At 66.1% G+C, this 16,579-nt stretch carries 19 protein-coding genes; 6 read left to right on the top strand and 13 right to left on the bottom strand.

Annotated features, from left to right (window positions below; all coding sequences use genetic code 11):
- Positions 1 to 41 precede the first annotated feature (41 nt).
- Together NATPE_RS07490 and NATPE_RS07485 are read left to right on the top strand one after the other, a co-directional pair.
- A complete protein-coding gene (locus NATPE_RS07490; RefSeq protein WP_006179339.1) occupies positions 42 to 1,538 on the top strand; it encodes a replication factor C large subunit in 1,497 nt (498 codons plus the stop codon).
- 121 nt (positions 1,539 to 1,659) lie between these two features.
- On the top strand, positions 1,660 to 1,857 hold the full coding sequence (locus NATPE_RS07485; protein ID WP_006179340.1) for a hypothetical protein: 198 nt from the start codon (positions 1,660 to 1,662) through the stop codon (positions 1,855 to 1,857).
- A 14-nt stretch (positions 1,858 to 1,871) separates the two neighbouring features.
- Here the strand turns inward: NATPE_RS07485 and bioD are convergent, their stop codons facing one another.
- The 5 genes from bioD to NATPE_RS07460 all read right to left on the bottom strand — a co-directional run bounded on the left by bioD (position 1,872) and on the right by NATPE_RS07460 (position 7,335).
- Entirely contained in the window at positions 1,872 to 2,558 is a 687-nt protein-coding gene (gene bioD, locus NATPE_RS07480) for a dethiobiotin synthase (RefSeq protein WP_006179341.1), read from the bottom strand.
- Complete coding sequence (locus NATPE_RS07475) at positions 2,555 to 3,778, bottom strand: aminotransferase class I/II-fold pyridoxal phosphate-dependent enzyme (RefSeq protein WP_006179342.1); 1,224 nt, start codon at positions 3,776 to 3,778, stop codon at positions 2,555 to 2,557. The genes bioD and NATPE_RS07475 overlap by 4 nt, the downstream gene beginning before the upstream one ends.
- Positions 3,779 to 3,930: 152 nt before the next feature.
- Positions 3,931 to 5,040, bottom strand: coding sequence for a hypothetical protein (locus NATPE_RS07470; RefSeq protein WP_006179343.1), 1,110 nt, complete (start codon positions 5,038 to 5,040; stop codon positions 3,931 to 3,933).
- A gap of 30 nt (positions 5,041 to 5,070) precedes the next feature.
- On the bottom strand, positions 5,071 to 6,174 hold the full coding sequence (bioB, locus tag NATPE_RS07465; protein WP_006179344.1) for a biotin synthase BioB: 1,104 nt from the start codon (positions 6,172 to 6,174) through the stop codon (positions 5,071 to 5,073).
- A gap of 186 nt (positions 6,175 to 6,360) precedes the next feature.
- On the bottom strand, positions 6,361 to 7,335 hold the full coding sequence (locus NATPE_RS07460) for a hypothetical protein (protein WP_015298877.1): 975 nt from the start codon (positions 7,333 to 7,335) through the stop codon (positions 6,361 to 6,363).
- 214 nt (positions 7,336 to 7,549) lie between these two features.
- Here NATPE_RS07460 and NATPE_RS07455 point away from each other — a divergent pair, with 214 nt between their 5' ends.
- Positions 7,550 to 8,449, top strand: a complete 900-nt coding sequence (locus NATPE_RS07455; protein ID WP_006179346.1) for a haloalkane dehalogenase — start codon at positions 7,550 to 7,552, stop codon at positions 8,447 to 8,449.
- A gap of 59 nt (positions 8,450 to 8,508) precedes the next feature.
- On the opposite strand, the gene NATPE_RS07450 is transcribed toward NATPE_RS07455, so the two are convergent.
- Positions 8,509 to 9,006, bottom strand: a complete 498-nt coding sequence (locus NATPE_RS07450) for a hypothetical protein (protein ID WP_015298876.1) — start codon at positions 9,004 to 9,006, stop codon at positions 8,509 to 8,511.
- 60 nt (positions 9,007 to 9,066) lie between these two features.
- Positions 9,067 to 9,207 carry a ribulose bisphosphate carboxylase type III gene (locus tag NATPE_RS07445; protein ID WP_006179348.1) on the bottom strand — a complete coding sequence of 47 codons (141 nt, stop codon included), beginning with the start codon at positions 9,205 to 9,207 and terminating at the stop codon, positions 9,067 to 9,069.
- 255 nt (positions 9,208 to 9,462) lie between these two features.
- Between NATPE_RS07445 and NATPE_RS07440 the strand changes: the two genes are divergently transcribed.
- Positions 9,463 to 10,518 (top strand): hypothetical protein, encoded by a 1,056-nt coding sequence (locus NATPE_RS07440; protein ID WP_006179349.1) that lies wholly within the window; start codon positions 9,463 to 9,465, stop codon positions 10,516 to 10,518.
- Between the two features lie 85 nt (positions 10,519 to 10,603).
- On the opposite strand, the gene NATPE_RS22625 is transcribed toward NATPE_RS07440, so the two are convergent.
- The 3 genes from NATPE_RS22625 to sucC all read right to left on the bottom strand — a co-directional run bounded on the left by NATPE_RS22625 (position 10,604) and on the right by sucC (position 12,924).
- Positions 10,604 to 10,756: a hypothetical protein gene (locus tag NATPE_RS22625; RefSeq protein ID WP_015298875.1), complete on the bottom strand. Its 153-nt coding sequence runs from the start codon at positions 10,754 to 10,756 to the stop codon at positions 10,604 to 10,606.
- Positions 10,757 to 10,903: 147 nt separating this feature from the next.
- On the bottom strand, positions 10,904 to 11,776 hold the full coding sequence (sucD, locus tag NATPE_RS07435) for a succinate--CoA ligase subunit alpha (RefSeq protein ID WP_006179351.1): 873 nt from the start codon (positions 11,774 to 11,776) through the stop codon (positions 10,904 to 10,906).
- Positions 11,773 to 12,924 (bottom strand): ADP-forming succinate--CoA ligase subunit beta, encoded by a 1,152-nt coding sequence (gene sucC, locus NATPE_RS07430; protein WP_006179352.1) that lies wholly within the window; start codon positions 12,922 to 12,924, stop codon positions 11,773 to 11,775. The genes sucD and sucC overlap by 4 nt, the downstream gene beginning before the upstream one ends.
- A gap of 286 nt (positions 12,925 to 13,210) precedes the next feature.
- Here sucC and NATPE_RS07425 point away from each other — a divergent pair, with 286 nt between their 5' ends.
- Positions 13,211 to 14,083, top strand: coding sequence for a UbiA family prenyltransferase (locus NATPE_RS07425; protein ID WP_006179353.1), 873 nt, complete (start codon positions 13,211 to 13,213; stop codon positions 14,081 to 14,083).
- Between the two features lie 70 nt (positions 14,084 to 14,153).
- On the opposite strand, the gene NATPE_RS21055 is transcribed toward NATPE_RS07425, so the two are convergent.
- The gene (locus tag NATPE_RS21055; protein ID WP_015298873.1) at positions 14,154 to 14,789 is read right to left on the bottom strand and encodes an IS6-like element ISNpe4 family transposase; all 636 of its coding nucleotides are present in this window, start codon (positions 14,787 to 14,789) and stop codon (positions 14,154 to 14,156) included.
- A gap of 102 nt (positions 14,790 to 14,891) precedes the next feature.
- Between NATPE_RS21055 and NATPE_RS07415 the strand changes: the two genes are divergently transcribed.
- Entirely contained in the window at positions 14,892 to 15,128 is a 237-nt protein-coding gene (locus NATPE_RS07415) for a hypothetical protein (protein ID WP_006179355.1), read from the top strand.
- A 90-nt stretch (positions 15,129 to 15,218) separates the two neighbouring features.
- Here NATPE_RS07415 and NATPE_RS07410 read toward each other — a convergent pair whose 3' ends face one another.
- Entirely contained in the window at positions 15,219 to 15,446 is a 228-nt protein-coding gene (locus NATPE_RS07410; protein ID WP_006179356.1) for a DUF5795 family protein, read from the bottom strand.
- Positions 15,447 to 15,759: 313 nt separating this feature from the next.
- Positions 15,760 to 16,557, bottom strand: coding sequence for a helix-turn-helix transcriptional regulator (locus tag NATPE_RS07405; protein WP_006179357.1), 798 nt, complete (start codon positions 16,555 to 16,557; stop codon positions 15,760 to 15,762).
- Positions 16,558 to 16,579 lie beyond the last annotated feature (22 nt).

Here is a 16,579-nt window from a genome sequence, read left to right as displayed (position 1 = left end):
CTCCGCAACCACTAAACGCGACTCACCCCAACCACGGGGCAATGACCGACTGGACGGAGAAGTACCGCCCGACGACGCTGTCGGAGGTACGCGGCAACAACAAGGCCCGCGACCAGTTAGAGGAGTGGGCCGAGACGTGGGACGACCACCGCGAGTCGGTGATCGTCCACGGCAGTCCCGGCGTGGGGAAGACCTCCGCCGCCCACGCGCTGGCCAACGACATGGGGTGGCCGGTGATGGAACTCAACGCCAGCGACAGCCGGGGGGCCGACGTCATCGAGAAGATCGCGGGCGAGGCGTCCAAGAGCGGCACCCTCACTGCCGGCGAGTCGGGACGACGGCTGGTCATCTTAGACGAGGCGGACAACTTCCACGGCAACGCCGACTACGGCGGCTCGCGGGAGGTCACCCGCGTCGTCAAGGACGCCAATCAGCCGATCGTCCTCGTGGCCAACGAGTTCTACGAGATGAGCCAGTCGCTTCGCAACGCCTGCGAGACCATCGAGTTCCGCGACGTCTCGAAACGGTCGATCGTCCCCGTCCTGCGGGACGTCTGCCGGCGGGAGGGCATCGAGTTCGAGGAGGAGGCCTTGGAGAAGATCGCGGAGTCGACCAGCGGTGACCTGCGCTCGGCGGTCAACGACCTCCAGGCGGTCGCCGAGGAGGCAGAGCGCCTGACCGTCGACGACGTGGTGACCAGCGAACGCGACACGACCGAGGGGATCTTCGACTTCCTCGACGAACTCATCAAGGAGAAAGACGCCGAGGGCGCGCTGCGAGCCTCTTACGACGTCGACGAGACGCCAGACGACCTGCTTAACTGGATCGAGGACAACGTCCCGAAGGACTACGCAGGCGCGGAACTGGCCGACGCCTACGAGTTCCTCTCGAACGCCGACCGCTGGCTCGGACGGGTACGCGCGACCCAGGACTACTCCTACTGGCGCTACGCGACGGACAACATGACCGCCGGCGTCGCCGCCTCCCGCCGAGGCGAAAAGGGTGGCTGGACCCGCTACGGGCCGCCCAGCTACTGGTCGAAGCTCGGCCGGACGAAGGGGACCCGGAACACCCGCGATTCGATCGCCGAGCGCATCGCCGAGCGGGAGGGAGCAAGCGTCGCCACCGTCCGTCGGGAGATCCTCCCGTTCCTCTCGGCGATGACCCACCACTGCAAGAACCGCGACCTGACCGTCCGGATGGCCGCTGCCTACGACCTCGAGGAGTCGGAGGTCTCCTTTATCACCGGCAGCGGGAAAGACACCAACAAGGTCCAGTCGATCGTCGAGGACGCAGAGGAACGCAGGGCCGAACTGGCCGTCGAACACTCCGGCGACGCCTTCTTCGAGGCCGAGCGCTCGAGCGGGGACGCGACGGCGGAGGCCGACGCCGACGCCGACGACGGCGAGAACCAGCGGACCCTCGCGGCGTCGGACGCCGAGGACGGGAGCGAGCAGGCCGGCTCCGAGGGCGGCGACGACACGGCGACGGTCGACGAACCCGACGACGATCAGTCGGGACTGAGCGACTTCATGTGACCGCTCGCGGCCGGCTGCGGATACCGACGACGAGCCGTATTCGCCCCGACACCTCAATCCGCCGACTGATCGATACTATTAGGTCGATAAACGGTGAGACCCTCTCTTGGTGATCGGTCGAATGACAGACCCCAACAGCTGCCCGCTCTGTGCCGAATCCTACGACGACCGCAACGGGCTCCGGGTCCACCTCGAGGTGGAACACCGGAAATCCGAGGTCGTCAGCTACCTCGTCGGTCTCGACGCTGCAGTAGCCGACGGTTCTTCCGACGAGAAACCGAGTGCGGCCGACGACGAACCGCCGGCGCCGACGGCCTGAGACCGTCGTCCCGATCAGTCGTCGACGGGGAGCCGGTCGCGAAACGCCGGTGACAGCGCATCGCAGACGCCGGCTGCGAGTTCCTGCGGGGTCGCGGTTTCGTCCTCGAGCGGCGGCACCGTCTCGACCGCGTGGCCCGTCATCCGCTCTAATTCGTCGGGGTTCGTCCGCTCGGCGAGCGTCTCGCCCGCGTACTCGTTGACGACGACGCCGCGGACGTCGATCCCGCGGTCCTCGAGGGCGTCGATCGAGAGCGCGGTGTGGTTGAGCGTGCCCAGTCCCGAGCGCGTGACGACGATCGCCGCCGCGTCGAGGTCGTCGACGAGGTCGATCACTTCCGTGTCGCCGGCCAGCGGCACCCGGAGCCCGCCGATCCCCTCGACGATCGGGACCGGCGTCACGTCGATCTCGCGCTCGCAGGCCTCGCGGATCGGCTCGTATGCGAGGTCCTCGTCGGCGACTTCGGCCGCGACTCGCGGGGCCAGCGCCGGCTCGAGAAAGCGCGGACAGGTGGCGGCGTCGGGGTCGTCACAGGCCGCGGCGACGAACCCGGCGTCGTCGTCGGGCGGGTGGCCAGTCTGGGCGGGCTTGATCGCCCTCGCCTCGTGTCCGTCCTCCCGGAGCAGCCGGGTGAGGCCGGCCGTGACGACCGTCTTTCCGACGCCGGTGCCGGTGCCGACGACGGCGAGTGGCCGGGTCATAGCAGCCCCACCTCTTCGCCCGCGGCCTGAAAGGCCTCGAGGCAGGCGATGATGTCGTCTCGATCGTGTGTAGCCATCGGAACGACGCGGATCCGGCTCGTTCCCTCAGGGACCGTCGGCGGTCGGATCGCCGGTGCGACGACGTCGCGTTCACGGACCCCGTCGGCGAGGGCGATCGCGTCCCGCCGGTCGCCGACGACGACGGGGAGGATCTGGGAGTCGCCCCAGACCTCGAACCCCATCGACTCGAGGCCGTCCCGGAGGTGGGCGACGTTCTCCCAGAGGCGCTCGCGCGCGTCGCCGTGACGGGCGACGTGTAACGCCTCACTGGCCGCCGCGGCAGCCGGCGGCGCGAGGCCGGTCGAGAAGACGAACGACCGCGCGTCGTTGCACAGACACTCGATCAGGTCCGAGCTGCCGGCGACGTAGCCGCCCTGGCTCGCCAGCGCCTTCGAGAGCGTCCCCAGTTGGATCTGGACGCGGTCCTCGAGCCCTTCGGCCTGGACGACGCCGCCGCCGTCGGCGTAGAGGCCGGTCGCGTGGGCCTCGTCGACCATCACCCATGCGCCGTACTCCTCGGCGGCGTCACAGATCGCCTCGAGCGGCGCGACGGTGCCGTCCATGCTGAACACCGAATCGGTGACGATCAGCCACGACTCGTCGGCCGGCTCCCGGCCCTCGCGAGCCGCACGCTCGACTCGTTCCTCGAGTCTCGCTCGCAGGTCCGCGGCGTCGCAGTGGTCGTAGACGACCGTCTCGGTGTCGGCGAGCCGGCAGCCGTCGATGATACTAGCGTGGTTCAGCTCGTCGGAGAAGACGACGTCCGGCTCGAGGGCGGCGATCGTGCCGACGTTGGCGGCATACCCCGAGGAAAAGGCCAGCGCGCGCTCGGTCCCTTTGGTCTCTGCGAGCTGGCGTTCCAGGTCCCGGTGAACCAGCGTGTCGCCGGTAACGAGCCGGCTCGCACCGGCACCGGTGCCGACGGTCGCGGCCGCCTGCCGGGCCGCGTCCTGAACCCGCTGGTCGTCGGTCAGGCCCAGGTAGTTGTTCGAGGCGAAGACCAGCGCCTCCGCACTGTCGAGGACCGGGAGGTCGCCGCCCGAGGGCTCGGCGAAGTAGCCGCGCTCGGCGACCCGGTCGACGGGCGAGAGGGCGCGCTTCAGATCGTGTTCCTCGAGGGCATCGAGTCGCCCCTCGAGGTCAAACCCGCGGTCGGCCATTCGGGTAGATGGACTCAGTGCCACGATTTGACTCTCACGGTTCGGAACGGACGCCTGGTTCGGCTCGGAGACGGCTCGAGCCGGTTGATACACGGCAGTCTCGGGAATCGTCTCGTTTCAGTCATAAAAACGGTCGGAGCGAAAGCCGGCGTTCAGAAGCCGGGCAGTAGATCTGCAGGGCCGAAGACGCCGTACTCGCCGGCGCGATTACGCCGGACGCCCGCTTTCAGATACCCCAGCGCGGGCCCGTTGACGTTTGCCTCCATACTCGTCTCGTCGCCCAACTGGAAGGTGTTGGTCGCCGTCTCGCCGTCGAAGGTGCGACCGGTCACGCGGACCGTCGTCGTCGTCGGCTTCTCGTCGTTGCGCACGTCGAGGATCCCGCCGACGGTGACGTCTTCGGCGTCACAGACGCCCGCACGCTCGAGCAGGACGTCGTCGGCGTGTTCCATGTCCTCGAACTCGATGACGCCGTCGTGGTCGTCGATGATGGCCTCGATCTCCGCGTCGGAGAGATCGCGGGCGGTCTCGATGTCGTACTCGGGGAGGTGTGCGATGTCCTCGCGGACGGTGCCGCGGTTGTCCTCGTACCCCGATTTGAGGCCGACACCCCAGTGGATGTCGACGTCGGTGACCTCGACGAACGACTGGGCGGCCAGCGCGGCCGCGCCGGTCAGCAGGCCGGGAGTCGCGCCCGCCCCGCAGATGAACGTGATACCGCTCTCCTCGAACTCGTCGCTGCGGTCGTCGAGCATGTCGATCACGCGCGAACGCTTGAGGACGTCGATCATGACGCCGGCGTAGCCGCCCTCGGCGAACCGGTCGGCGGTCCGCGGGATGAAGTCGTGTTCGTAGTTCGGCAGAGCCAGCAGGACCGCGTCGATCCGGTCGCCGTGGTCGATGATCTCCTGAATAGGGCCCTCGCTGGGTCGTGCCTGGCTCGAGGCGACGACACCTTTCTGCTCGCCGTGTTGTTTGACGCCGCTTTCGGCTGCGGTCGTACCCGTGCCGCCGTCGGTCGCGACCTCGTTGTCTCGCGGCTCATCGCCGCTCGACTCTTCCGAGCCGCTTCGCGGCTCGCTGTCTATATTCCCTTCCGTCGCGGCCAGCAACTCGTCCACGTCGAGGCCGTCGAAGTCGACGGCGACGCCGTGGCGGTCACACGCCGCGACGGGGGTCAGCGCGTCCTTGTGCTGGCTCACTTCGAGCGCTCGTCGGCCGATGCCTCCGGTTCCGAGTACCGCAAACGTGATTTCGTCCATAGGTGTCGATGTGCTGAATTCGTCGTGTCGTTAGTCGTCGCTCGGTTCCGCGCCCGTACTCGCCGTTTCACTCGAGGAGTCGGCGGCCCCGCTGTGGCGGGCCTTGACTTCGTCGGGGTCGAACTCGTTGGTTCCCCGGTTGGGCTCGAGTCCCGCACGCTCGATGATCTCGATGTCGTCGCCGGGGGATTGCCCCTCCGTCGTGAGGTAGTCGCCAGTCAGGATGCCGTCCGCGCCGGCCTCGAGCGGCAGGTGCTGCTCGTCGGGCTCGAGGTTGACCTCGCGGCCGCCGGTCAGGCGGACCCGCGAGTCGGGATGCAGCAGTTTGTAGACCGCGACCGTCTTGACGATCTCTTCGGTCGTGATGTCGACCCCCTGCTCGGCCAGCGGCGTCCCCGCGACCGGGTTGAGGACGTTGACTGGCAGCGAGGAGATCCCGATGTCCTGCAGGGCGATCGCGGCCTCGACGCGGTCTGTCGGCGTCTCGCCCATCCCGAGTATCACGCCCGCACAGAGGTCCATCCCGGCCTCCTTGGCGACCTCGAGGGTCTGTACCCGATCCTCGAAGCTGTGGGAATCGACGATCTCGGGGAAGTAGTTCGGGGAGGTCTCGATGTTGTGATTGTAGTGGTTGATCCCCTCCTCGGCGAGGATCGCGGCCTCCTCCTCGGTGAGTATCCCGAGGGAAGCGTCGACCTCGAGGTCGCACTCGTCGCGGACGAGGCGGATCGACTCGAGGACCTCTTCCCACTCGTCGGGGCGGTGTTCCTTCGAGACCCCCTTCTCGGCGACGACGATGCCGAAGCGCTGGGCACCGTCGCGTTCGGCCCGCTTTGCGGCCTCGAGGACCTTCTCGGGCCCGAGGAAGCCGTAGGTGTCGATACCGGTGTCGAAGTGGACCGACTGCGCGCAGAAGCCACAGTCCTCCGCGCAGTTGCCCGCCTTCGCGTTGACGATCGAGCAGGCGTCGACCGTGCCGTCGCCGAAGTGATCCCGCACGGCGGCACCGGCCTCGGCGAGCGCGTCGGTCGGCTGGGCCATCAGCGCGAGCCCGTCGGTCCGATCGAGGCGTTCGCCGGCCATGACCCGCTCGAGTGCGTCGTCGACCGTCTCGTTTCCAGTCTCGTAAACCACGATTCGAATAGTGGTTGACGAGACTATAATGATTGTGGATTCTCACCGTGGGTGAAACGTACGCCCTCCCCTCGGAGCGACGCGACCGATCGGTGGGCCGCTCGTCCGGATTGCTGGAACGATTTTCCGGGGCGCAACCGCCGCCAAGGTCGCGGTTGCGCCGGAAACGACCCACAGTAACCCGTCTCAGTCGTCGTCAATGACTCGCGCCGAGATCGCGTACGTCTCGCCGTCGTAGTGGTAGTAGCGGATGTCGTCGACTCCGAATATCGGCATCACAGCGTTGTACTCCTCGAGTCGAACCCGGTCGGCGTCGTACTCGCGGGCCAACACGATGGCGTCCCGTAACTGATCGTTCCGCAGGAGCGTTTCCGTGATCAGTTCGGTTCCCTCCACGTCGTCGTTCGTCCGGACGAGTTCGTACGCACCCAGTCGTGCGTCATCGTCCTCGGGAGCCACACGACCCGAACTCGCAACGAGGACGTCGCCCTCCCACTCGACGCTCGTGATCGCGTCCGTCGTCGTCAGCGACAGGGAGTCGGTCTCGAGGTCGAATCGGGCACAGAACCCGACCGAGCCGTCGGCGGGACCGTCGTCGAAGTCCACGTCGGTGCCGAAGACGTACTCGCCGCCACCGAGACCGGCGATCGGATCGGGTCCGGCGACGCCGTGGCCGCGGATCGATCGCCCGTCCTCGATCCCATCGTTATCGACGGTGAGGTCCCAGGCGAAGTTGTCGCCCGGTTCGAGGGTGTGTGCCGGCTCGTTTACCCCCCGTGGCGCGACGTAGTGCCAGCGGCCGTCGACGCGTTTGTGGAGTTGCCACGCGTACGGGTTGTACGAGAATCCGCTGCTTGACTCGTTGAACAGCGTGAACGTCAGTCGCTCGGACTCGGTGATCGACGCGGCCGACGGCTCGAGGTAGATCGCGGTCTCCCCGGGGTCGATCTCGTCGAACGCGACGAGCCGATCGACGTCGTAGTCGGGATAGCCGTTGGGGTCGGTTCCCGACGGTGGGAGCGTCCGGTCATCGTCCGGAAGCGGCGTGAGGTCGTCGTCCGGACTCGAGTCGTTCGCGGGCGACTCGTCGTCACCGGCGAGACAGCCGGCGAGTGCCATGCTACCGATCGCAGCGAGGAGGGAGCGGCGCGGGCGGCGCATGACCGTTCCTGCAGACGGAACTGGTAAGTGTTTTGTCGTTATTCGGCAGTGGTTTCGGGACGTCGTCGCGGGCAGAAGTCGGTCAACGACCGATCGGTCCCACTCCGACGGGACGGCCCGCGTCGGATCGATGACGCTGTCCGAGCGCAACAGCGACCGCAGCGTTCACGTCGATTTCCCAACTTTTGTATAGTGTTGCATGGTGTCATGCAGTATGGTTGTTAGTATCTCTGAGGAACACTTCGAGGACGTACCGGACTTCGACTACGAACCCCAGTACGTCGACGTCGGCGAGTTGGACATGGCGTACGTGGAAACGGGCGGCAGCGAGGGCAGCGGCGATGCCGAGGAGACCTTTCTCTGTCTGCACGGCGAGCCCACGTGGTCGTTTCTCTACCGCAAGATGATACCGACGCTGGCCGAGCGCGGCCGCGTCGTCGTTCCCGACCTGATCGGCTGTGGCCGCTCGGACCGGTACGAGGACCGCGACGACTACACCGTCGAGATGCACTACGACGCGCTCCGGACGTTCGTCGAGGAACTCGAGTTAACGAATATCATGTTGGTCTGTCAGGACTGGGGCGGCCTGCTCGGTCTCGCGCTCGCGGCCAACCAGTCCGAACGGTTCGCCCGCCTCGTGCCGATGAACACCGGCCTCCCCGACGGGACCCAGGAGATGACCGACACCTGGCACGCGTTCGCCGAGATGGTCGCCACCGCCGAGGACCTCGATATCGGCGAACTGGTCGCGAACGGCTGCTATCGAGACCTCTCCGAGGACGTGATCGACGCCTACCGCGCGCCGTTTCCCGACGAGCGATACATGGCCGGCGCGCGGACGTTCCCCGGCCTCGTCCCGCAGTCGCCCGACGATCCCGGCGCCGATCTGTTCGCCGACGCGCGGGACCGACTCGCGGCGTGGGAGAAACCCGCGTTCGTCCTGTTCGCGACGGAAGACCCGATCACCGCCGACAACCGCGATCCGCTACGCGGACTGCTCCCGACCGCGAGCGACCAGCCCGACGTCTGGATCGACGAGGCGGCGCACTTCCTGCAGGAAGACGCCGGCGAGGAGATCGCCGACCGCATCGTCGACTTCGTCGACCGGACCTGATCCGGCCACCGAACCGGAGGGCGATCACGCGAAATCTGGTCCGACCCGACGGTCGACGACTACTGGCGGTCTTCGAAGAACTCCCGGAGCAGCGGATACCACGCACCACAGACCGCTCCGAACACGAGCAGCGCATAGAACGCGCCCCAGTGTCGGTGCGGCACCGGAGACGCGGTCGCGGTGACGAGTCCGAACACGAACGGCGCTCCGTAGGCGATGATGGCGACCCACAGTACGACGCCGTACGCAGTCCCCAGGCAGGCACAGAGGAACGGGTTCCGATAGCTCTCCGCGAGCGGACGCGGAACGCGCCGTCCCATCCGCAGGCGGTTCACGAGCGCGACGAACGGCCCAGCGGCGAGGACGCTGTGCCCGAACACGAGCGTCCACTCGTTGACGACCCCCTCGAGTCCGTAGACGGCGGCGACCGTTCGAAGGTTCCCAGTCGCGTGTAACACGCCACCGAGAGCCACGCCGGCGATCAGCGCGGCCGTCACCGTCGTGAGAACGGTGACCGGTGAGAGAACCCCACCGCGCCGTGATCGTCTATAAGCCATGAAAACCAATCGAAACTACATCTATAATAATTTTCCTAAATTCTAGACAAATGTCTGGTTTTATGACGGAACATAGCCGACCATCGACAGGCCCACAGCGGGCTCGAGGCGGAACCGACAGACCAGGTCCGTCGCCGACGGTTCGTACGCGCGGTCGAGGAAGTCGTCGTCCTCGATCTCAGTCGTGGTACCGACCAGCATACATCGGCTCGAGTAATAGGTATTGTACCGATTCGCCGACGGCGAAGGGACGGCCGACTCTACGCCGATCACTCCGAACCCCTGATTCTTCGAACCGGAATCCGAATCGGCGTTTTACTGAACAATTGTCAACTCCGTATCCGTCAGACGCTCCCGACGGCCAGTAGAGTAATCCGACAGCAATATCGTCCGCCGTGACTGAAAAAATTCCAAAAATTAAAGTCGCGTGATAATCCATTGATAGAGAGCGAGCGTATGTACGATAGTACGACGGACATCACTCCGGGCGAGGGCGCGTTCGAGACGGGCTCGAACGCCGACGACCACCTCGGAGACCTCGAGGCGGCAGCCGAGTCAGGCGACGAACACGCGTCCGGAATCGACGCCGCCGAGGACCGGACGGCGGCGGATGTCTTCGATCAACTCCGAGACGACGCCGACGTGGGTGGGAGCGACGACATCCTCGCCGACGAGAGTCCGGACGATATCATCGCGAGCGCGAACGACCCCGAGCCGGAGACGGAAACGATCGACGACGCGCTGCTGGCCGACGACGACGAACTCACGGACCTCCTGCTGACCGGCCGCTCGACCGACGGCGAGGGCGAGTTCCACTGGGTCGATCCCGATGGCTCGGGGGAGTCGACGGCGACTGCTGGTTCCCAGTCGGCGTCGGATACGGAGTCGACACCGGCCTGGGAAGCCGGCGGGACGGACCTCGACGACGTCTTCGGCGATGCGGTCGACGATAAGGGAGCCGCGTCTGAACCCGACGGCGCAGCCGAACCGGGAGCTGCCGACGGCACGGCGGACGAGTCCGAGACCGGGGCAGACACGGCCCTCGAGTTCGACGATGCGTCGACCGATCCGGAGACGGACACGTGCATCGAGGACGAGCCCGACGCCACGGTGCCCATCGAATCCGAACCGTCGTCCGAGGGCGACTCGGCTCCCGGGACAGACGACACGAGTTCGGACGCCGACGGCGCGGTATCGCCGGCGGACACCGAGACCGAGGCCCCCCTCGAGGACGCTGGCGCCAATACCGCCACGAGCGAGAGCGACGCCGAGAACGGTGCCGACCCCGACCTCGCTGACGGCCTCGAGGGGACCGCGACCCACGCCGACGATGTGCCCGACGCGATCCCCTCTCTCGGGACCGACGACCGGGATACCGCCGCGAACGAGGGCGACGGTCCGACGGACGACGCCGACGAATCCACGGCCGAGGACGACGGATCGACGACGGAGTCCGACAGCTCGAGCGGACCGCTCTCCCGGCTCCGGTCGGCGCTGAACGGGTTGTTCTGATCGCTCGCTGCCGTCGCTTCGCCTGCACGGTCCGGCGGATCGTCCCCTTTTTCGGATCGGAAGCCGGCCTCGAGCGAACCGACCGTTACGGATCGGGATGCCAGTCGAGTTCCGCCCGTCGAACCGAAAACGTCCGCTCGCCACACGACGGGCAGCGCGTCCCGCCGCCGGGTACGACGTCTCGCTCGGGGATCGTCCCTTCGAGGCCGCAGTCGTCGCATTCGATCCAGACCGGCATAGCCGTGACTGCGGGGCCCATCAGTCTGAAGCTACTGCAGGAATTCGACTGCAGTCGACACTCGAGCTGGTCGATCGCGACACGAAGAGAAGAACGCAAAGAGAGAGTCACCACGCCGGTCACGGACCGACGCGGGGGCCGACGGCGTTAGTCGAGGAAGCCTTCGATGTGGTCGGCGACTTCCTCGGGGGTGTCACCGACGGGGACGCCGGCGTCGTTGAGCGCCGAGATCTTGCTCTCGGCGGTCCCGGTGCCGGAGCCGGAGACGATCGCGCCGGCGTGGCCCATCCGCTTGCCCGGGGGCGCGGTGCGGCCGGCGATGAAGCCAGCGACCGGCGTGTCGACGTTCTCGCCGATGAACGCGGCCGCTTCCTCCTCGTCTTCGCCACCGATCTCACCGCACATGACGATGGCGTCGGTGTCGGGGTCGTTCTCGAACAGTTCGAGGGCGTCGACGAAGTCGGTGCCGATGATCGGGTCGCCGCCGATGCCGATGGCGGTGGTCTGACCGATGCCGCGGTTGGTCAGGCTGTCGACGACCTGGTAGGTCAGGGTCCCCGAGCGGGAGACCAGACCGACGTTCCCCTCGGAGAAGATGTTCCCCGGCAGGATGCCGAGTTTGGCCTCGCCGGGCGTGATGAGGCCGGGACAGTTCGGCCCGATGAGACGGGTGTCGGTCTCGGAGAGGCGCTTGTTGACTCGCGCCATGTCCTGGGTCGGGATGCCCTCCGTGATCGCGACCGCGAGGTCGAGATCGGCGTCGAGCGATTCGAAGACGGCGTCGCCGGCGAACGCCGGCGGGACGAAGATGACCGAGGTGTCGGCGTTCTCCTCCTCGACCGCTTCGTGGACCGTGTCGTAGACGGGGACGCCGGCGGCCTCCTGGCCGCCCTTGCCGGGGACCGCGCCGGCGACGACGTTGGTGCCGTACTCCATCATCTGTTCGGCGTGGAACTTGCCTTCCCCGCCGGTGATGCCCTGTACCACGACGCGCGTGTCGTCGTCGACTAGTACGCTCATTGTTCGTTCACCTCGTCAGCGTATTCGACAGCACGCTGGACCGCACCCTCGAGGGTCTGATCGACCGTCACGAGGTCCTCGTTCAGAATCTCCATGCCTTCCTCCCAGTTGGTGCCGGCCAGTCGGACGACGACCGGCTTGGGGATCTCGTCGAACTGCTCTAGGGCCTCGTTGATCCCGCGGGCGACCTCGTCGCCGCGCGTGATGCCGCCGAAGATATTGAAGACGACCGAGTCGACGTTGTCGTCGGAGAAGACCATATCGAGCGCGTTCGCGATGCGGGCGGCCTTCGCGCCGCCGCCCACGTCGAGGAAGTTGGCGGGTTCGCCGCCGTAGTAGTCGACCAGATCCAGCGTCGTCATCACGAGCCCGGCACCGTTGCCGATGATGCCGACGTTGCCGTCGAGTCGGACGTAGTCGAAGCCGTACTCGTCGGCCTTCTGCTCGAGTTCGTCGCCGCCGGCCGCTTCCTCTTCCATCTCGGCGAGTTCGGGCTGGCGGAACAGCGCATCCTCGTCGATGTTCATCACGGCGTCGGCCGCGATGACCTCGTTATCGCTGGTGACCATCAGCGGGTTGATCTCGGCGTCGGCGCCGTCTTTCTCGTCCCAGAGTTCGTACAGCGTCGTCAGGACGCTCGAGACGTCACGCGCGATCGACTGGTCGACGCCGGCGTCGTAGACGGCCTTGCGGGCCTGGTAGGGATGCATCCCGAACGCGGGGTCGATGTGTTCGCGGGCGATCGCCTCGGGGTCCTCCTCGGCGACCTCTTCGATGTTGACCCCGCCCTTGGTCGAGACCATCGCGACTGGTTTGCCCTCGCCGCGGTCCATCGTGATCCCGACGTAGAGTTCGTTCACGAAGTCGACCGCTTCCTCGACGAGAACGCGGTCCACGTGGTAGCCCTTCAGGTCCATCCCGAGGATAGACTCGGCAGCCTCGCGGGCCTCGTCCTCGTCCTCGGCGAGTTTGATTCCGCCGGCCTTCCCCCGGCCGCCGACCTGTACTTGCGCCTTGACCGCGACTGGATAGCCGATCTCCTCGGCCGCGGCGACGACGCCGTCGACGTCGGACGCGAGCTGCGAGTCCGGCGTCGGTACCCCGGCATCGGCGAAGACCTGCTTCGCCTGGTACTCGTGTAATTTCATACCATTCGAACGGCCGTTCCGGCCTTGCTTAAATCCTGCCAGTTTCCACTCGCCACGGGTGATCCATCGACGTGCATTAACGACACTGCCGCCGGATTCCCCCGACCGTCGTTTCAGTCCCCTTCTTTGTGTGGGTTCTCAACTGAACTGACCGTCTACGGGGGGACACGTTCGAACTCCGACCCGAAGCCTCGGCACGACTGGTCGATTTTCAACCCGCCGGCCGGCACGCCCTTGGCACAGCATTCAACCCTCGGCTCTCCTAACGGTCGAGACGAACACCGCTGTGACGAATCCCACCGCGACCCGGCGTCCCTCGAGTTGGGCGTCGTCGCTCGCCGCCGTGGCCCGATTCCTGGTCCACAGTAACCTCTTTATCTCGCTGGCGACGGTCAGCGTCGTCGTGACGACGACACGGCTCGCGGACCTGCCCCTCGAGGCGCTGCCGGTCTTCATCGTCTTCGCGGCGACGATGTTCGTCTACACGGTCAACCGGTTTACCGACCTCGCGGAGGACGAGCAAAACGTCCCGCGGCGTGCGGCGTTTACGAAGCGGTACGGCCGGTACTGGCTTCCGATCGGGGTCGGCCTCTACGTCGTCGCGGTCGCGGTTGCCATCGCGCTCGGGCTCTCGGGCGCACACTATCTGGTTCTTCCGCTCGCGGTCGTCCTGTTGTACTCCGTCGGCGGGATCAAGCAGGTCTTCCTGGTGAAGAACCTCGTCGTCGGGTTCGCCTGGGGTGCGATCCCGCTGGGCGTCGGCTACTACTACGGACGGGTGTTTGCCCCCGAGATCCTGTTTCTGGCCACCTACGTGACCGTCATGATCACCATCGCCGCGGTGGTCTTCGATGTGAAAGACATCGAGGGCGACCGCGCCGAAGGGATCCCGACGGTACCGAACCTGTTCGGACCGGCTCGGACGCGCCAGCTGTCGCTGCTGGCGACCGCAGCCGTCGCGGCGGCGGTCGTCGGCGGCGTCGTCAGCGGCGTCGTCTCCGGCGAGTTCCTCGCGGTCCTCGCGATGAACGCCTACGTCTGTACCTACATCCCCTTCGCGACGCCCGATCGGGGTCCCCTCTACTACGGCTTCGTCGTCGACGGCGAACACGTCTTCCTCGCGGCCGTCGTCCTCGCCCTCGAGTGGCTGGTTTGGTGACCGGTTCGCCGGTCGAGGGGACACCATGCCTGTCCCGGGCGGATCGACAGCCCCTCGAGCTAGGTCGTGTTTAGTTTGTAGCATTGTGCCAAACGGCGAAGGCTTGGAGCCACGATTCTGCGGTTGACGGTTTTGCGTGACTAAAACAATTTGAGAACGAAGAGGTACGGCGTTTTATATCACGAAAGACACGTTCAGCAGCGTTCCGATTTCCATGTTTTTCGTATCGAAATCGAAGCCCAGATCGGCGGAGTGCAGTCTGGAGATGTTTTGCTCCATCGACGAGAAACACGGCATCGTCGAGGTCATGTTTCTCAGTGAGTTCGTGCAGGAACCGTTCTGTCAATGCGGTCGTAGTCGTCGAATACAGCCGAATATGGAGTATCTTGTTTGTTTCTGGATCGACCGCAGTGTACAGCCAATATCGATGTTCATCAAGTTGAATCACCGTCTCGTCGAGCGCGACGTGATTCGGCTTTGCGTTATCTACCGGCTGTAGATCGCACTTGTGAACCCAATCGTGGACTGCCTTCCGACTGCGTTCGACACCAAATTTCTCTAACTCTCGAACGGTATTCGAAAGCGAGAGACCAGCAAGATGAAGTCGAATACCGAGTTCCATCAGCTGTTGTGGTGTCCGCTCTCGCTCCACAAAACTCAAATCGATCCAGTCGCTACACCCGCTGAGGCGGTCGATTTTTGGCATGGACACCACAAAATCATGCCGCCTCACTTTTCACGCTTAACGAAACAGCGCCTCGAGCTACGTCCCAACGTTTATTCGGCTGCCGTGGCTTGCAGGAAAAACATGGGTGTACTCGATTCGTTCGGCATCTTAGCCGCAAGTATCATCACGGCGTTGGTCATGCTCCTCTTCGCCGTCCTCAGTTTCTTCGTCACCGTGTTCATCGTCCAGGCGGGCGCCGGACTGGCCGGCTACTCGCCGGGCGCGGACTTCGTCGTCCTCTCGGCCGCAATCCTCTCGACCGGGGCGATCGTCGCGGGCGCGTCCCCGGTCTCGGGACTCGCAAACAGCGACCAGTAACGCGTTCGACCCCTGATTTTCGAGCCGGGATACGGCTCACGGAGCCATCGTCGATAGCTGCAGTGTCCCGTCGACCGGTCGGTCCCGGGCCTAGTCCCGGTCCGTCTCGCTCCAGTCGCAGTCCTGGCACTTCCAGCCGGTAACGAGTTCGGTCACGGAGGGCATGTACACCACCTTCAACGCGTTGCCCCCGCAGTCCGGACACGGCTCGTCGGCCTCCTCGATCGAGTCGACCTCCATCACCGACTCGCCTTCGATCAGTTCCGCGAGTTTTCCTGCCGTCACCATTCGCCCCTGAACGACGCGGTTCTCGCTCACAGTCGGACTACCGTTCGCGACCGACTAAGCGTTTCCTGAACCGATCGCGCCAGCCGTCGCTCGAGACCATCGAGTCAGTATCGAAAGTGCGTGGCCGATCGGCGGTCGCTCACGAGCAGGCGTCGCCGATCGGTGGGTTGCCAGTCGGTCGGTACGGCCCGTCTACAGCGTACTCCCCCATCCGTGGGCCGTCAGCGCGGTCGTCAATCCACCTACCGCGGTCGAACGAATGGGTGCCGTGGATATCAGTGTACTCCGTACACCGTGTGCATGCCATGCACAGCTCGCGCCGGCCGTCGTCGCCCGAGTCCGCCTACGGGTCCGGGTCGAACGGCCGCGCCCCCTGCTTGAGGGCATCGAACCGCGCTATCGCCCACTCCCTGAGGCGGTCGTCCGTCGACTCGAGCAGCGCCGTTGGCAGGCCGGTGTCGTCGTGGACGCCGATCTGGACGGCCCGGTCGACGACGCCCAGATAGACGGGAACGTCCCGATCGACGACGGACACGGAGACGGACGGCTGGTCGACGATCGACTCGAACGCGGCGGCGAGTGTCGGGTCCGTCCGGACGCTCTCCACGACCGGTTCCGCAAGTAGCATCTCGAACTTCGCGCCGTTCTCGATCGCCTCCGTCGAGGCCTCGAGCGGGTCGGCGCCGGCCGCCGGCAACACCGCCCGCACGCGATCGGCCTCGGCCAGCGTCGTCGCGTGGTGGGTAACCGGCGCGTACGGGTTCGCCATCGTGGCCTCGACCACCGTCGCGTCCGTCAGCCTGTCGGGATCGACACCGAGCCACTCCTCGTCGAGTCGCTCGAGGACCGGCCGCAGGCGGATCGCCGCGTCGGTCCGTTCCAGCGCCGCGGTCACCCCGTCGGCGACCAGCGCTCCGGCCGCCGTGATCTCGTAGCGTTGCCCCCGTTCGCGGATCAACCCCCGGTCGACCAGCGCGGACAGGCTCCGACTCAGCGTCGTCCGCACGACGTCGACCTCGGCCGACAGCGCGTCCCGCGAGACCGACCCCTCGGCGTCGAGTCGCTCGAGGATTCGGACTCTGCTCGGCGACCGGGTCACGAACTCGAGGGTATCGATCGCCGCCTCCGTCCGCTCGGACATCACATCGACCCTCTCGTCGCCC

This window comes from Natrinema pellirubrum DSM 15624, assembly GCF_000230735.2.
In the GTDB taxonomy this organism is placed as follows: Archaea; Halobacteriota; Halobacteria; order Halobacteriales; family Natrialbaceae; genus Natrinema; species Natrinema pellirubrum.
Note: the sequence above shows the minus strand (reverse complement) of the source record. Positions and strands in the feature narration are given on the sequence as shown.

Excerpts from the sequence above, each read along its gene's own strand:
- bioD (WP_006179341.1), bottom strand. The coding sequence starts at position 2,558 with ATGACCCGGCCACTCGCCGTCGTCGGCACCGGCACCGGCGTCGGAAAG.
- NATPE_RS07450 (WP_015298876.1), bottom strand. The coding sequence starts at position 9,006 with ATGGCTTATAGACGATCACGGCGCGGTGGGGTTCTCTCACCGGTCACC.
- sucC (WP_006179352.1), bottom strand. The coding sequence starts at position 12,924 with ATGAAATTACACGAGTACCAGGCGAAGCAGGTCTTCGCCGATGCCGGG.
- NATPE_RS07405 (WP_006179357.1), bottom strand. The coding sequence starts at position 16,557 with ATGTCCGAGCGGACGGAGGCGGCGATCGATACCCTCGAGTTCGTGACC.
- NATPE_RS07445 (WP_006179348.1), bottom strand. The coding sequence starts at position 9,207 with ATGCTGGTCGGTACCACGACTGAGATCGAGGACGACGACTTCCTCGAC.
- NATPE_RS07460 (WP_015298877.1), bottom strand. The coding sequence starts at position 7,335 with ATGCGCCGCCCGCGCCGCTCCCTCCTCGCTGCGATCGGTAGCATGGCA.
- NATPE_RS22625 (WP_015298875.1), bottom strand. The coding sequence starts at position 10,756 with ATGCCGGTCTGGATCGAATGCGACGACTGCGGCCTCGAAGGGACGATC.
- NATPE_RS07490 (WP_006179339.1), top strand. The coding sequence starts at position 42 with ATGACCGACTGGACGGAGAAGTACCGCCCGACGACGCTGTCGGAGGTA.
- NATPE_RS07415 (WP_006179355.1), top strand. The coding sequence starts at position 14,892 with ATGGGTGTACTCGATTCGTTCGGCATCTTAGCCGCAAGTATCATCACG.
- NATPE_RS07475 (WP_006179342.1), bottom strand. The coding sequence starts at position 3,778 with ATGGCCGACCGCGGGTTTGACCTCGAGGGGCGACTCGATGCCCTCGAG.
- NATPE_RS07455 (WP_006179346.1), top strand. The coding sequence starts at position 7,550 with ATGGTTGTTAGTATCTCTGAGGAACACTTCGAGGACGTACCGGACTTC.
- NATPE_RS07485 (WP_006179340.1), top strand. The coding sequence starts at position 1,660 with ATGACAGACCCCAACAGCTGCCCGCTCTGTGCCGAATCCTACGACGAC.
- NATPE_RS07470 (WP_006179343.1), bottom strand. The coding sequence starts at position 5,040 with ATGGACGAAATCACGTTTGCGGTACTCGGAACCGGAGGCATCGGCCGA.
- NATPE_RS21055 (WP_015298873.1), bottom strand. The coding sequence starts at position 14,789 with ATGCCAAAAATCGACCGCCTCAGCGGGTGTAGCGACTGGATCGATTTG.
- NATPE_RS07440 (WP_006179349.1), top strand. The coding sequence starts at position 9,463 with ATGTACGATAGTACGACGGACATCACTCCGGGCGAGGGCGCGTTCGAG.
- sucD (WP_006179351.1), bottom strand. The coding sequence starts at position 11,776 with ATGAGCGTACTAGTCGACGACGACACGCGCGTCGTGGTACAGGGCATC.